The following is a 14,289-nucleotide window of genomic DNA, read 5'->3' as shown; positions in this document are numbered from 1 at the left end:
GCTGGTAGGCATTGTGCGCTAGACGGCAGCCAGCGGCAAGTTTCCCTCAGCTAAGGAGACCCGGCCCCCAAGCCCGCCGCCTAAGCCGCTAAAGAAACAGGAAGCCCCACCAGTAGCTGGCGGGGCTTTTTGTACGTGTCATTTCACCTTATATCTCTTGAACCTTCCACCAAATATTTTCTTGACATGTTAAGCAAAACCCATGTTCATCCTCCATTGCTTCGGGAGCTTCATCAGTTAATGCTACACTAGCATCGTTGAATTTACTCAGGTCCTCAATACGATAAAGTACGTTGCCTTTACACCCATCATAGGGGCATGGCTGCCTGATTACTTTGTTTTCATTACCGCAATTCAAACAAGTTACTGAAGTTGAACTAGCACTATTGGGAGTTAAGAATGCCCAAGCATATTTATAATCTTCTCCAACTCCACGGACGTAATCCTGAAGACATTTTGGGCAGAAATAACTTCTTCCTCTAAGGTTGATAGCAAAGTGCTTAGCCATTTTGGATTTCCCAACCATGTTCAAAGCATAATCTAGTCTTTCTGCGAATTGCGCTGTTTCGATACTCAAATCATAATATCCAGTTAATGGATGATTAAAATGAAATCCACTAACCGCTTCCCACCAAGCATCCTTGCCTTTGAAGAATAAATAAGTGTCTAAAATCTTATCAACTAAAAACTTAGGGTTGAGCCTAGTCCTAGAAATGCCATGTACAATTTGGTTTCTTACTTTACGTATCTCTTCAATATGGCTAATGAGTGCCTCGTCAACATCCTTTTTTGTAGTTGCATAAAATGTATAGAGCAACGCTTCTGAAGGCGTTGTATAGAAATCATTAAATTCTTTGTCCCGCTGTTTTGGCAGCACTGGCCAATCAGACCTCTTTCCTTCAATCAACAGCAATGGTGTAACTAAGCTTACACTTGCCTTCATGAACGCCTCAATTCCTTGATGGAGTAACACAACGGCTGTATTTAATTTCTCTTGTGAGTAAGTCCAAACATCATCTTGTAGGTCCTTGTCAAAATTGTCATAGACATGCTTGTCTGTTTCAAAAACAATATTAAAAGCTTGGGTTAAGCAGCTATTTGCAAGATTATCAAAGTCTTTGCTTGAGGGCAGATTGATTATCACGTGTGCTTGATTTAAGTATCTATAAAATTTACATGGAATTTAAAAAGATACTAATATAGGACAGTAAATATTCGCTAGGCAAAGGAGGGGCTTCAGGTTACTTCGAATTTCGGCGGGTTACTCGTCCGCTGGGCGATAGGTCAGCAGCCAGCAAATAGAACCGGAACTGGCGGCCCTTCTTTTGGTGAGGTGGGCAGAGGACGAGGTTAACGCCAGCCCGTACCTTTGCCTCGTGCAACAACTCGAACAGTCCCTCAAAACCGCCCTGCAAACCGCCGCTCAGGCTGTTTTTGGCGTAGAAATCCCCGCCGCCAGCCTCACGCTTCAGCCCACGCGCAAGGAGTTTGCCGGCAGCTTTACCCTCGTCACGTTCCCGCTCACCAAAGCCTTCGGCAAAGGCCCGGAGCAAATCGGCCAAGCGCTGGGCGAGTGGCTGAAAACCAACGAGCCCCGCGTGAGCGGCTACAACGTGGTGAAAGGCTTCCTGAACCTCGAAGTGGCCGATTCGGAGTGGCTCACGGTATTTAACCAATTGCGCACGCAGCCGGCTGAAGCGCCCGTAAACCTGCCCGACGCCCCGCGCCGCGTGGTGGTCGAGTACTCCTCGCCCAACACCAACAAGCCCCTGCACCTGGGCCACTTGCGCAACAACTTCCTGGGCTACTCAGTGGCTGAGATTCTGAAAGCCACTGGCGCCACCGTCACCAAAGCCAACCTGGTGAACGACCGCGGCATCCACATCTGCAAGTCGATGATTGCCTACCGGCACTTCGGCCAGGGCGAAACCCCCCAGAGCGCGGGCATGAAGGGCGACCACCTCGCCGGCAAGTACTACGTGCTATTTGAGAAGCACTACCGCGAAGAAATCAAGCAGCTCGAAGCCGAAGGCGTGACTACCGACATTGCCAAAAAGCAAGCTCCCCTCATGACCGAGGCCCAGCAAATGCTGCAGGCCTGGGAAGCCGGCGACCCCGAGGTGAAAGCCCTCTGGAGCCAGATGAACGGCTGGGTGTACGAAGGCTTCGACGAAACCTATAAGAACATCGGCGTAGATTTCGACCAGTATTATTACGAGTCCGAAACCTACCTGCTGGGCAAGGAGCGTGTAGAAGAGGGCCTCAGCAAAGGCGTATTCTTCAAGAAAGAAAACGGCTCGGTGTGGGTAGACCTGCAGGCCGAGGGCCTCGACGAAAAGCTCCTGCTCCGCGCCGACGGCACCAGCGTCTACATCACCCAGGACCTGGGCACGGCCGAGCTCAAGTACCAGGATTTCCACTACGACTCGAGCATCTACGTCATCGCCGACGAGCAGAACTACCACATGCAGGTGCTGGAAGCCACCCTGCGCAAGTTGGGCAAGCCCTACGCCGAGGCCATTCACCACCTGAGCTACGGCATGGTGGACTTGCCCTCGGGCAAGATGAAGTCGCGCGAAGGCACCGTGGTGGATGCCGATGAGCTGGTGCGCGACGTAGTGGCCGCCGCCAAAGCCGCCACCCTCGAAAAAGGCAAAACCGAAGGCCTGAACGATGTTGAGCTGGAAGAGCTCTACCACATGCTGGGCCTGGGCGCGCTGAAGTACTACCTGCTGAAAGTGGACCCCAAGAAGCGCATGCTCTTCAACCCCGAAGAGTCGGTGAGCCTGGAAGGGCACACGGGGCCGTTTATCCAGTATTCGCACGCCCGCATTGCCGCCATCCGCCGCAAAGCCGCCGAGCTGGGCATCGACGAAACCGCCGACTGGAGCAGCATCGCCAGCCTGGACGGCACCGAGCGCGAGCTGGTGCAGGAGCTGGCCCGCTACCCCGCCGTGGTGGCCGATGCCGCCCGCAACCTGTCGCCCGCCGTAGTAGCCCAATACGCCTACGATTTGGCCAAAGCCTACAATCGCTTTTACGCCGAGGTATCCATTTTCCAGGAAACCGACGTGGCCAAGCGCAGCCTGCGGGTGGCGCTGTCGGCCCGCGTAGGCGAGCAGATAAAGGTGTCGCTCGGCCTGCTGGGCATGCAGGTGCCCGAGCGCATGTAGCGCGGACTTTGTAGTCCGCGTATCGCCGCGTGCGGCGAATGCTGGCCCCTTTATTTATCAAATGCGCGATTTTGCGCCAAATTAATTTCGCCGCCCTGCGGTGATACGCGGACTACAAAGTCCGCGCTACATGCATATGAAAAGCATTGCCGTTTACTGCGGTTCCAGCGCCGGAACCAACCCGCTCTACATTGCCCAAGCCCAGGCGTTGGGCGCGGCCATGGTGGCCCAGGGCCTCACGCTGGTGTACGGCGGCGGGCGCGTGGGCCTGATGGGCACCATTGCCGATGCGGTGCTGGCTCACGGCGGGGAAGTGGTAGGGGTTATTCCTGATTTTCTGGCCGATAAGGAGCTGGCCCACCTGGGCTGCACCGAGCTGCATGTGGTGAAAAGCATGCACGAGCGCAAGCTGTTGATGGCCGACCGCGCCGATGCCTTCATCGCTATGCCCGGCGGCTACGGCACCCTCGAAGAGCTATTTGAGGTCCTGACCTGGGGCCAGCTCGGCCTGCACCGCAAGCCGGTGGCGCTGCTGAATGTAGACGGCTACTACGACCACCTGCTGCTGGCCCTCGACCGCATGCGCGACGACGAGCTGCTGCGCGCCGAAAACCGCACCCAGCTCCTGCAGTCGCCCGACCCCGTGGCGCTGCTGGCCCAGCTCGCGGCCTACCAGCCGGTGCAGCTCGAAAAGTGGCTCACCCCGCCCACCACTTAATCCGGCGCGGCCGAAAACCCTACTGGCTTACCAAGAGTTATGCAGGCGGCGGATGAATCCCGCCGCTCCAATCAATGAAAAAGTCCACTCTTCTCACGCTGGCCACCGCAGCCGCGGCAATAGCTTTCATCGCTGCAAAACCAGCCCAACCCATTCCCATGAGCAACTCTTCTGAAACCGTAGCCGCCCCGAAGTCCGTGTACGATTTCACGGTGAAGTCCATCGACGGCAAGGACGTGAAATTGAGCCAGTTTAAAGGCAAAAAGCTCCTGATTGTAAACACCGCTTCGGAGTGTGGCTACACGCCGCAGTACAAGGAGCTGGAAGAGCTCTACAAGAAGCACGGCGACAAAGTGACCGTGCTGGGCTTTCCCGCTAACAACTTCGGCGGCCAGGAGCCCGGCACCGAAGCCCAGATTGCCACCTTCTGCGAGAAAAACTACGGCGTGACCTTCCCCTTGTTCAGCAAGGTATCGGTGAAGGGCGACGACACCGCTCCGCTCTACAAGTTCCTGGCCGACAAGACCCAGAACGGCGCCGTAGACAGTGCCCCCAGCTGGAACTTCTGCAAGTACCTGGTCGACCAGAACGGGCACGTGGTGAAATTCTACAAGTCAGACGTGAAGCCCCTGAGCCCCGAGCTGCTGGCCGACATTATGAAGTAGCCCCTGCTTCAAGGATACAGAAAAGTCCGTCATGCAGAGCGCAGCGAAGCATCTCGCGTGCCACAGTAATTACAATCGTTAACCGATTTAATTAATGTTGCAACGAAGCGAGCAAGATGCTTCGCTGCGCTCTGCATGACGTTCTTTTGTCTTTCCATTTCTTCTAGCTGCCCATGTCACCCTGGATATCTGCATTCCGCCCCCGCACCTTGCCGCTGGCCCTGGCCAGCATTCTTACCGGGGGCTTTCTGGCGGCGGCGGCGGGCCACTTCAACGGGCTTATAGTGGGGCTGGCAGCCCTCACCACCATCCTGCTGCAAGTGCTCAGTAACCTGGCCAACGACTACGGCGACTCCCAAAACGGGGCCGACAGCGTGCACCGCCAGGGCCCCCAGCGCGCCGTGCAAAGCGGCGCCATCACGCCGGCCCAGATGAAGCGCGGCATGTTTATCTGTGCTCTTCTGGCTTTGGCCAGCGGCCTGGCGCTGCTGTGGTTTGCGCTGGGCACCGCGGGCCTGGGCTTGTTCCTGGGCTTTCTGGCGTTGGGCCTGGCCGCCATCTGGGCCGCCGTGAACTACACGGCCGGATCTAATCCGTACGGCTACGCCGGGTTTGGCGACATTTCGGTGTTTCTGTTTTTTGGGATGGTGGGCGTGTGCGGCACTTACTTCCTGCAGACGCGGGCCCTGCCCATGCAGGTGTTGCTGCCGGCCGCGGCCCTGGGCTGTTTCGCTACGGCGGTGCTCAACGTCAACAACATCCGCGACATCCAGTCCGACGTGCTGGCCGGCAAAATCACCATTCCCGTGCGCCTGGGGCCCGCCCGCGCGCGCCGCTACCACTGGCTGCTGCTGTTGCTGGGCCTGGGCTGCGCTACTGTGTTTGTGGCCCTTACTTATCACTCCCCGTGGCAGTGGCTGTTTGCGCTGAGCACGCCGCTGTTTGCCTTCAATGCCATGCAGGTGTGGCAGCGGCAGGACTCCATGCAAATTGACCCACTGCTTAAGCAGATGGCCTTGAGCACGCTGGTTTTCACAGTATTATTCGGGATTGGGCAGGTAGTGGGCTAGCTTAAAAGGCTTGAGCTGGTTTGGGGAAGGGGCGTGATAGAAGTTGTTGGAAGCGTGGAATGGGTGTAGCTTAACAGCAAGATTCACATTCTTCAATATATCCGGCGATACCCCGTCACCCTCTACTTTCATGGAAATCTCCCAGGACCTGATTCAGGCCGAACAAGCTGAGCAACAGCAGGCCCTCGACCAGCTGTTTCAGTATGCCGCCCAGCAAATGCACGCCGGCAAGTCGGATGCCCAAATCCACGCCCTGCTCTTGGGAAATGGCGCGACCGATGAGGTAGCCCAAGCGGTAGTGAGCGAACTGCGCCCGGAATACCAGAAGCTATATCGGGAAGCGGCTCGCAAAGACATGCTGCACGGCGGGTTGTGGCTGGGAGGCGGTCTGCTCGTCACGGGCTTTACCTACGCCATGGCGTCAGCAGACGGAGGGTCTTATTTCATGACCTGGGGCGCCATCATCTTCGGCGGCATCCAGTTTTTGAAAGGACTGGTGCGCTCTATGAAGGAGTAGAACCCAATCATCAGGCCCAGTGCCCATTCAAAGGCGGCCAGCAGTAGCTGCCTTTTCGTTGTCCTATGTGTTTTAGCCCAACCCAGCATTACAAAAGCTGCCTTCGTACCTGGTATCCAAAACGGTAGTGCAGGAAAAAACACGTATAAAAAAAGCCCCGCTGTGCTACACAGCGGGGCTTTTTTATTGAGCTAAAACTTACTCGGCAGTAGGGGCGGGCGCAACTGGAGCAGCTACCTCGCCGCCGCCTTCCGGCTTGGGACCGCGCTTGCGGTTGCGGCCGCCGCGGCTCCGGCGGCGTTCGCCTTCGGCGCGGGGTTCCTGCGATTCGCCTTCTGCGCGTGGAGCGCGAGCTTCGCCTTCCGGGCGTGGCTCACGGGGCGGCCGCTGTTCGCCTTCGGAACGTGGAGCGCGGGGCTCGCGGGGTGGGCGCTGCTCGCCTTCGGGGCGAGGGGCGCGCGGCTCCCGCGGCGGGCGGGCCTCGCCTTCGGGGCGAGGCGGGCGCTGGTAAGGCACGGTTGGGGCGTGGCCGGCATCGAGGGCCGCGAGGGCATTTTTGGCGTTGGCCATGCGCTCGATGTGCTTGGGGTCTTTGGGGTCGGAGGCGTCGCGGCGAGGCGGGCGGCCACCGTCACGAGCGCCGTCGCGGCCTCCACCACCTTCACGGCGCGGGCCACCTTCGCGGGAGCCTCCACCACCAAAGCCGCCACTGCGACCTCCGCCGCTGCCGCCACTCCGGCCACCGCGTTCGGGGCGGCCACCGATTTTGCCACCGAGACCTGCAAAGCGCTTGGGGTCAAACTCCGGGGCCGGGCCCAGGCCCAGCTCTTCGGTGATGCTGCGCTTCTCGAGGTCGCGCTCGATGAGCTTTTCAATTTTTACCACCCGGTCCTGGTCCTGGTCGGAGATGAAGGTGATGGCCGTGCCTTTGGTAGCAGCGCGGGCCGTGCGGCCGATGCGGTGAACGTAGTCCTCGGCAGCGCGCGGAATGTCGTAGTTCACCACGTGGCTCAGCGAGTCGATGTCGATGCCGCGGCTCAGCACGTCGGTGGCTACCAGGATGGGGAACTGCTTGTTTTTGAAGGCGCGCATGATTTCCTCGCGCTCTTCCTGCGTGCGGTCGGAGCTGATGCCCCGGGCTTCGATGCCCAGCTTGTTTACGGCCTTCACGATGCCGCCCACGGCCGCTTTCTGGCTCGTAAACAGCACCATGCTCTGCACGTCCTGGGTTTTGATGATGTGCTCGAGGACGTAGATTTTCTGGCGGTCGAATGCCATGTACATCTGCTGGTCGATGCCGGCGGCCGGCTTCGAAACCGCGAGCCGGATTTCCTCGGGATTCTTGAGAATCTGCTGCGAGAAGTCGCGGATTTTGGTGGGCATGGTGGCCGAGAACAGCAGGGTCTGCCGCTCCTTGGGCAGCTGGCGCACGATGTTGAAGATGTCGTCGGAGAAGCCCATGTCCATCATCTTATCGGCCTCGTCCAGCACCAGGTACTTGATTTGGTCGAACTTCACGTAGCCCATTTGCAAGTGGGCAATGAGGCGGCCGGGCGTGGCGATGATGATGTCGGCGCCGCTGGTAAGGGCGCGCTTCTGCTGCTCCCAGTTCTCGGATTTGCCGCCGCCGTAGATGGCGATGCTGCTGGCTTCCACGTAGTAGCCGAAGCCCATCACCTGCTCGTCAATCTGGGTGGCCAGCTCGCGCGTGGGCACCAGAATGAGGGTGGTGGTGTGGCCGTGCTTGGCGTGCGAAATCTTGTCGAGCAGCGGCAGCAGGTAGGCGGCGGTTTTGCCGGTGCCGGTTTGAGCGCAGGCAATCAGGTCTTTGCCTTCGAGGATTTTGGGAATGGCCTGCTCCTGAACTGGGGTGGCCTGCTGGTAATTCATGGCGTCGATGCCCGCCAGCAGGTCGTCGTGGAGTTTAAATTCGTGAAACGTCAAGGTTCAGCTTATTTGGGGTTGAAATATTGGGCTGACCTTGGTGCTTGGGCCAGCAAACCGCTTGATTTGGTGTAAAGATAGGGCACAGTCGAGAGCAATTTTAGAGAGGGTTGTCTTGCCCATCTCGCCAGCCGGTCATGCTGAGCGGAGCCGAAGCATCTCTACCGTGTCACCACCTCTTTTGATTGGATTACTTGCGCGGTAGAGATGCTTCGGCTCCGCTCAGCATGACCGTTCTTTAACACCAATGTTCTTCGGCGCTGCCAAATCCGGCATCTCTACATTTACCCCATGCCCGCCCTCGACCGTTTTTCAGCCCAAGCCGCCGACTACGCGCGCTACCGCATCGACTACCCGGCCGCGCTCTACGAGTGGCTCCTGCCCCAGGTAGCGGCCCGCGAGCGGGCCTGGGACTGTGCCACCGGCAACGGCCAGGTAGCCGCCGTGCTGGCCGACTCCTTCGTGCGGGTCGATGCCACGGACCTGAGCGAAAAGCAATTAGCCCAGGCGCCACCGCGGCCCAACCTCCATTACCAAACCGCCCGCGCCGAGCACACGCCCTTTCCCGCCCAGCGGTTCGACCTCATCACGGTGGCGCAGGCCGTGCATTGGTTCGAGGCCGAGGCCTACCACCAAGAGGTGCGTCGCGTGGCCCGGCCCGGCGCGGTGCTGGCCGAGTGGGGCTACGGCCTGGTGCAAATCTCCCCGGAAATCGACGCACTCATAGGGCATTTTTACCGCGACACCATGGGCCCGTATTGGGACGCCAACCGCTGGCACATCGACGATGAATACGCGCGCATTCCCTTTCCCTTTGCCCGGGTGCGGCGGGCGCATTTTGCGGTGCAGCGGCAGTGGTCGGCCGAGTGGTTTTTGCACTACTTGGGCACGTGGTCCAGCGTGGCCAAGTACCAGCAGGAGCGGGGCGAAGACGCCGTGGCGCTGATTGCGGAGGAAGTAACGCAGCGGTGGGGACCCGGCGAGCGGAAGGTGGTATTTCCGGTTTTTGCGCGGGCCGGGCGAATAGAATAATCTGCTGCGGCCCGCGTTGGTGTGCCTCACGAAGGCCCATGTTATGACCCTACTGGCTACCCACGCTCGAGCCTTACTGCTGTTTTATCGGACGGTGGCGCCTTTCATGCTGGGCCTGTCGGCCCTGATACTATTGGCCGTGCTGCTGCCGGCATTGCAGGAGGGCTGGAGCGTGGGCTTGCTGCCCGGCCTGCTGCTCACCAAACTGGCCACGGCGCCGGTGGTATGGTACCTCTCCGAGCAGCTGCGGCCCAACCAGTATTGGTTCTATTTCAACCTGGGCATGTCGCGCCGGCGCCTGTGGAGCAGCGTGGTGGCGCTGGATGGGCTCGTTTTTCTGGGGGGCGCACTGGCCATGCGGGCCAGCTTGGCGTGAGGGCCGCGACCTGGAACCCGGCGGGCCCGCAGGTGCTGGAAGCCGACGGCATTCGGGTGGCGTTTGGGGCGCGGCAGGTGCTGGCCAATATTTACTTGCGCGTGCAAACCGGCCAGATTGTGGGCTTGCTGGGCCGCAATGGCAGCGGCAAATCGGTGTTGCTCCAAACTATTTTTGGAGCCCGGGCCGTGGCCGATGCGTCGGTACGCGTGAACGGCCACCGCGTGGTGCCGGCTTTCCACCGGCCGGGACTGGTAAACTACCTGCCGCAGGAGCCACTGCTGCCGCCCTCCTTACCGCTGCGCCAAGCCGCCCGCCTGCTGGGGGTCGACCTGGAGAAAGCCACGGCCAGCTTCCCCGCGCTACGGGCCCAGTTCGATTGCCGCGCCGGCGAATTGTCGGGCGGTTCGGCGCGCCTGCTGCAAACCTTGCTGCTGCTCCACGCCGACACGGCTTTCTCACTATTCGACGAGCCATTTTCCGGCGTGATGCCCGTGCACGTAGAAACCCTGGCCGACGAGATGCAGCGCCTCAAGCAGCGCAAGGGCCTGCTCATAACCGACCACCGCTACGCCGAAGTGCTGCCGCTCTGCGATGTGGTTTATTTGCTGCACCAGGGCCGCTTGCTCAAGCTGGAAGGCGACGTGAGGGAGGAACTGCGGGACAACGGCTATCTGGCCCATTAGCGCCACCTGCTGGGGAGGTTTTACGGCCGCTTATTTTGTGAACCCATGAATAATCAACTTCCTTTCGCCGGCCTCCGCGTTCTTGAGCTGGCTTCCGTACTGGCGGGCCCGCAGGTGGGGCAGTTTTTTGCGGAGCTGGGGGCCGAAGTATTGAAGGTGGAAAGCCCCACCGGCGACGTCACGCGCACCTGGAAAACGGCGGCCGAAACAGCCACTCCCAGCGCCGCTTTTGAGGCGTCGGTTTCGGCCTATTTCGCGGCTTCCAACTGGGGCAAGCAGTCGTTGGTACTTGACCTGACCACCGCAGCTGGCCAGGCTGAGCTGCAGCGACTCGCAGCCCAGGCCGACATCGTGCTGGCCAGCTACAAGCCCGGCGATGCCGAGAAGCTTAGGGCCGATTACGCCACGCTGGCCGCCCAGAACCCGCGGCTTATTTACGGGCACCTCACCGGCTACGGCCCCGATAATGCGCGCGCCGGCTACGATGCCGTGCTTCAGGCCGAGGCCGGTTTCTACTACCTCAACGCCGATGGCCCCGGGCGGCCACCCCAGAAGATGCCCGTGGCCATGGTGGATTTGCTGGCCGCTCACCAGCTCAAGGAAGGGCTGCTCACCGCGCTGTATCAACGGGAAAGGACGGGGCGAGGGGCCTCGGTGCATGTGAGCTTGCTCGACAGTGCTTTGTCGGCCTTGGCTAATATGGCAGCTACGTACCTCGTGACCGGGCACGACCCGCTGCCGATGGGCTCGAGCCACCCCAGCATTGTGCCCTACGGCACGGTGTACCGCTCTGCCAATGGCCGCCATTTGGTGCTGGCCGTGGGCTCCGATGGCCAGTTTCGGAAGCTGTGCGCCGCATTGGGCCAGCCCAACTGGGCTACCGATGCCCGCTTCCAAACCAACCCCGCCCGCGTAACCCACCGCGCCGAGCTCGAAGCCATGCTCAGCCAGGGCATAGCCGCCCTCAATGGCGACGAACTGCTGGCGGAGCTAGCGCGCCTGGCCGTGCCAGCCGGGGCCGTGCACACAGTAGGCGAGGCCCTGGAGCAGCCGTTGGCCCAGGCCATGCTGCTGCTGCCCGCGGCGGGGGCAATGCGCGCCGGCCTGCGCACGGTGGCATTCCGCTGCGATGGGTGGGTAGTAGCTGACAGGTTGAGCGCGCCACCCACACTTGGGCAAGGCGGAACCACCGGTTTTGCCTCAGCTACAGGAACTGCGCCCGAAACTAATGCCCCGCTTATTTCCGTACCACCTGCAGGGTAGCCGCCCAGTCGAAATTTCCCCAGCGGTTGCGCTTACCTTCGTTGTGTTCCTTTTCGCCGCTGTTTCCCAGGGCGTTATTTCCTATTCGCATGGCCAAGTCAACCACCAAAAAGCACGCCGAGCCCGAGCTGTTTACCACCACCGAAAAGGTGGCTCCCACTGCCGTCGAGCCCACGGCCCCGGCAGCTTCGCTCAAGAAAAAGACCGCAAAATCCGGCTCGGCGAAGAAAGCCAAGTCTGACGCTACTCCGGCACTGAATGCCAGCCACACCGGGGCAACCGCTACCGACAACCTCCCCACTGCCGAAGCCGGCTCGCCCGCTGAAACGCCCGCCGACCGCCTCGACCAAATTTTCGAAGGCCTCAAGCAGAAATCCACCGCGAAGCAGGCCATTTTTCGCAATACGCAGGCGGCATTTGACTGCTTGCGGCTGGCTTCGCAGGAGCTGGTAGTGGAGCTAACCCGCCGGCTCACGCCGCTGGATTCGAGCGTGATGATTGAGTACCGGCCCATCAACGAGATGGAGTTTCACATCCGGTTTTCGGGCGACTTGCTGATATTTATCATGCACTCCAACATCGTCACGTTTCCCGACGACTACGGGCCGATGTCCAGTGCCTACGTGAACCAAGACTTCCGGCGGCGCTTCTTCGGCCATATCATGGCCTACAACTTCATGGCCGACAGCATCAAGTACCAACGCATGAACGACCCCGGCTACCTCGTGGGCCGCCTGCTAGTCAACATCAACAACCACTATTTCCTGGAAGGGGTGCAGCAGCTGGAGCTGCCCGACAACGACATGTCGGACAACCCAATCACCCCCGATATGATGCGCCTCTTCGTGGAAAGTGCCATGATTGCCGCCGTTAATAATGACTTGATTGCGCCGCCGCTGGCCGAGATTCAGAAAATCAACGTCAAGCAAAAGCTGGAAAACCAGCAGGTGAGCCGCGGCAGCAAAGTCGGCTTCAGCTTCTCGAATCAGCAGGAGTACTAGCTTTTGGGCATTGCATATGAGTTAGTCTCGTCTGTCATTGCGAGCGCAGCGCGGCAATCTTTCCTCTCTCCGCGACCTGCCCTCAGAAGTGACAAGCTCGTTTAAAGCAAAAAGCCCCGACTCAATCCAGAGCTGGGGCTTTTCACATTATTGGGCTAGTCGCTGAGACCAGGACGGATTGCTTCGCTCCGCTCGCAATGACAGGTCCAGTCAGGCCTACCGCCCGTAGCCTACTTTCTGCCGCACTTTGGCCAGCACGTCGGCGCCGTATTCCTGGGCGCGGCGCGCACCCACGGCCAGCTTGGCATCGAGCTCGGGCAGGTTGTTCATGTAGAAATTGAATTGCTCGCGTTCCGTAGCAAAGCGGCGGAGAATCAACTCGTACAGCTCTTTCTTGGCGTGGCCGTAGCCGTAGCCGCCCGCTTCGTAGTTGGCGCGCAGGGTGGCCGTTTCTTCGGGGGTGGCCAGCAGCGAATAGAGCTTGAAAGTGGTATCGGTGTCCGGGTTTTTTGGGGCTTCCAGCGGTGTGCTGTCGGAAATAATCGTCTTCACCGCTTTTAGCAGCTCTTTGTCGGGAGCGAAAACATCGATGATGTTGCCGTAGCTTTTGCTCATCTTGGCCCCGTCGGTGCCGGGGATGGTCATCAGCTCGGCATCGACGCGGGCCTGGGGCAGCACCAGCGTTTCGCCGTAGCGGGCGTTGAAGGTGGCGGCAATGTCGCGCGCTATTTCCAGGTGCTGAATTTGGTCTTTGCCCACGGGCACAATCTCGGCGTCGTAGAGCAGAATGTCGGCCGCCATCAGCACCGGGTAGGTGAAGAGGCCGGCGTTCACGTCGGATAATTTATCCGATTTGTCCTTGAACGAGTGGGCGTTGGCCAGCATCGGGTACGGCGTGAAGCAGCTCAGGTACCAGGTCAGCTCGGTTACCTGCGGCACGTCGGACTGCCGGTAGAACAGGTTCTTCTCGGTGTCGAACCCGCAGGCCAGCCAGGCGGCGGCCACCGCGTAGGTGTTCTGGCGCAGCAGCTCCGGGTCGCGCACGGTCGTGAGCGAGTGCAGGTCGGCGATGAAGTAGAGCGAGTCGTTGGCCGGGTTTTTCGACAGTTCGATGGCGGGCAGAATGGCGCCGAGCAGATTGCCCAAGTGCGGGCGGCCGGTGCTTTGGATGCCGGTAAGAATGCGGGACATGGAGGGAATTAGGGAGTGAAACGCACGCCTTGGTTGTAGGCGTGCACGGCGGCGGGGAGTTGAGCCAGGCTGATGCCGTTGGTAGCAAATTTCCGCTGCAGCACCGGGTCGGCGGGGAAGAGCGCCGCCACAAAAGTACCGGGAGCTAGTTTAGAGTCGAAGCCCGGGGAGCGGCCGGGGTTGTAGGCAAAGAACGTGTTGGTGCCGGGCTTGCGCAGCACATGCAGCTTCACATGGGCCAGAAAGTTGGGCCCCATCGTGACCTGGTAGTAATAATAAAACAGCTCAACTTTTCCGGTTTCCACTATTTCCAGAATAGCTGGGTCCTGAAAGCCGGCATCGTCGCCGCTGCGAAAACGGAAGTTGGCCGCTTGCACAAACCGATGGCCATCGATGGTGAAGGCGGTGATTTCGTTGCTGCGAAACTTGTGCTCCCGGCCGTTTTTTACGCCTACTACCATGGTTGGGCTGCCCCCAGCCGCTAGCACCAGCTTTAGGGAAGCCGTGCCTTTGGCGCCGTTGGCCAGCTCGTAGGTGCCGGGCGCGAATTTAAACTGGGCTTGAGCCAAGCCGGGCAGCAGCATTGCCGCCGCTACAAGCACGAAGATTAACGGACGAATAACTATCAAAATATAAATAGAATAGATAAGGGC

14 protein-coding genes are annotated in these 14,289 nt (G+C 59.7%); 10 read left to right on the top strand and 4 right to left on the bottom strand.

Translation table 11 applies throughout. From position 1 onward, the window contains the following. Nucleotides 1-148: 148 nt before the first annotated feature. Nucleotides 149-1,144: a hypothetical protein gene (locus LJ738_RS16545; RefSeq protein ID WP_227787493.1), complete on the bottom strand. Its 996-nt coding sequence runs from the start codon at nt 1,142-1,144 to the stop codon at nt 149-151. 232 nt (nt 1,145-1,376) lie between these two features. Between LJ738_RS16545 and argS the strand changes: the two genes are divergently transcribed. From argS to LJ738_RS16520, 5 genes are all read left to right on the top strand, one after another. Further along, nucleotides 1,377-3,173 (top strand): arginine--tRNA ligase, encoded by a 1,797-nt coding sequence (argS, locus tag LJ738_RS16540; protein ID WP_227787492.1) that lies wholly within the window; start codon nt 1,377-1,379, stop codon nt 3,171-3,173. 136 nt (nt 3,174-3,309) lie between these two features. Further along, nucleotides 3,310-3,891: an LOG family protein gene (locus tag LJ738_RS16535; protein ID WP_227787491.1), complete on the top strand. Its 582-nt coding sequence runs from the start codon at nt 3,310-3,312 to the stop codon at nt 3,889-3,891. Between the two features lie 74 nt (nt 3,892-3,965). Next, nucleotides 3,966-4,556, top strand: coding sequence for a glutathione peroxidase (locus LJ738_RS16530; RefSeq protein WP_302717882.1), 591 nt, complete (start codon nt 3,966-3,968; stop codon nt 4,554-4,556). 173 nt (nt 4,557-4,729) lie between these two features. Continuing rightward, nucleotides 4,730-5,626, top strand: coding sequence for a 1,4-dihydroxy-2-naphthoate polyprenyltransferase (locus tag LJ738_RS16525; protein ID WP_227787490.1), 897 nt, complete (start codon nt 4,730-4,732; stop codon nt 5,624-5,626). Nucleotides 5,627-5,756: 130 nt separating this feature from the next. Then, nucleotides 5,757-6,143: a hypothetical protein gene (locus LJ738_RS16520; protein WP_227787489.1), complete on the top strand. Its 387-nt coding sequence runs from the start codon at nt 5,757-5,759 to the stop codon at nt 6,141-6,143. Between the two features lie 198 nt (nt 6,144-6,341). Here LJ738_RS16520 and LJ738_RS16515 read toward each other — a convergent pair whose 3' ends face one another. Next, nucleotides 6,342-8,087, bottom strand: a complete 1,746-nt coding sequence (locus tag LJ738_RS16515; protein WP_410779925.1) for a DEAD/DEAH box helicase — start codon at nt 8,085-8,087, stop codon at nt 6,342-6,344. Nucleotides 8,088-8,378: 291 nt separating this feature from the next. Here LJ738_RS16515 and LJ738_RS16510 point away from each other — a divergent pair, with 291 nt between their 5' ends. The 5 genes from LJ738_RS16510 to LJ738_RS16490 all read left to right on the top strand — a co-directional run bounded on the left by LJ738_RS16510 (nt 8,379) and on the right by LJ738_RS16490 (nt 12,445). Then, nucleotides 8,379-9,119 (top strand): class I SAM-dependent methyltransferase, encoded by a 741-nt coding sequence (locus tag LJ738_RS16510; protein WP_227787488.1) that lies wholly within the window; start codon nt 8,379-8,381, stop codon nt 9,117-9,119. 43 nt (nt 9,120-9,162) lie between these two features. After that, a complete protein-coding gene (locus tag LJ738_RS16505; protein WP_227787487.1) occupies nt 9,163-9,495 on the top strand; it encodes a hypothetical protein in 333 nt (110 codons plus the stop codon). Further along, complete coding sequence (locus LJ738_RS16500; protein WP_227787486.1) at nt 9,492-10,181, top strand: ATP-binding cassette domain-containing protein; 690 nt, start codon at nt 9,492-9,494, stop codon at nt 10,179-10,181. Before LJ738_RS16505 ends, LJ738_RS16500 begins: the two co-directional genes overlap by 4 nt. 45 nt (nt 10,182-10,226) lie before the next feature. Further along, nucleotides 10,227-11,444: a CaiB/BaiF CoA transferase family protein gene (locus tag LJ738_RS16495; RefSeq protein WP_227787485.1), complete on the top strand. Its 1,218-nt coding sequence runs from the start codon at nt 10,227-10,229 to the stop codon at nt 11,442-11,444. An 89-nt stretch (nt 11,445-11,533) separates the two neighbouring features. Further along, nucleotides 11,534-12,445, top strand: coding sequence for a hypothetical protein (locus LJ738_RS16490; RefSeq protein ID WP_227787484.1), 912 nt, complete (start codon nt 11,534-11,536; stop codon nt 12,443-12,445). 216 nt (nt 12,446-12,661) lie between these two features. On the opposite strand, the gene trpS is transcribed toward LJ738_RS16490, so the two are convergent. Together trpS and LJ738_RS16480 are read right to left on the bottom strand one after the other, a co-directional pair. Next, entirely contained in the window at nt 12,662-13,636 is a 975-nt protein-coding gene (gene trpS, locus LJ738_RS16485) for a tryptophan--tRNA ligase (RefSeq protein ID WP_227787483.1), read from the bottom strand. 8 nt (nt 13,637-13,644) lie between these two features. Then, nucleotides 13,645-14,265, bottom strand: coding sequence for a hypothetical protein (locus LJ738_RS16480; protein WP_227787482.1), 621 nt, complete (start codon nt 14,263-14,265; stop codon nt 13,645-13,647). Between the last annotated feature and the right edge of the window lie 24 nt (nt 14,266-14,289).

The sequence above is a fragment of the Hymenobacter plasmatis genome, from assembly GCF_020711255.1.
Lineage (GTDB): Bacteria > Bacteroidota > Bacteroidia > Cytophagales > Hymenobacteraceae > Hymenobacter.
Note: the sequence above shows the minus strand (reverse complement) of the source record. Positions and strands in the feature narration are given on the sequence as shown.

Excerpts from the sequence above, each read along its gene's own strand:
- LJ738_RS16535 (WP_227787491.1), top strand. The coding sequence starts at position 3,310 with ATGAAAAGCATTGCCGTTTACTGCGGTTCCAGCGCCGGAACCAACCCG.
- LJ738_RS16530 (WP_302717882.1), top strand. The coding sequence starts at position 3,966 with ATGAAAAAGTCCACTCTTCTCACGCTGGCCACCGCAGCCGCGGCAATA.
- LJ738_RS16525 (WP_227787490.1), top strand. The coding sequence starts at position 4,730 with ATGTCACCCTGGATATCTGCATTCCGCCCCCGCACCTTGCCGCTGGCC.
- LJ738_RS16520 (WP_227787489.1), top strand. The coding sequence starts at position 5,757 with ATGGAAATCTCCCAGGACCTGATTCAGGCCGAACAAGCTGAGCAACAG.
- LJ738_RS16510 (WP_227787488.1), top strand. The coding sequence starts at position 8,379 with ATGCCCGCCCTCGACCGTTTTTCAGCCCAAGCCGCCGACTACGCGCGC.
- LJ738_RS16505 (WP_227787487.1), top strand. The coding sequence starts at position 9,163 with ATGACCCTACTGGCTACCCACGCTCGAGCCTTACTGCTGTTTTATCGG.
- LJ738_RS16495 (WP_227787485.1), top strand. The coding sequence starts at position 10,227 with ATGAATAATCAACTTCCTTTCGCCGGCCTCCGCGTTCTTGAGCTGGCT.
- LJ738_RS16490 (WP_227787484.1), top strand. The coding sequence starts at position 11,534 with ATGGCCAAGTCAACCACCAAAAAGCACGCCGAGCCCGAGCTGTTTACC.
- trpS (WP_227787483.1), bottom strand. The coding sequence starts at position 13,636 with ATGTCCCGCATTCTTACCGGCATCCAAAGCACCGGCCGCCCGCACTTG.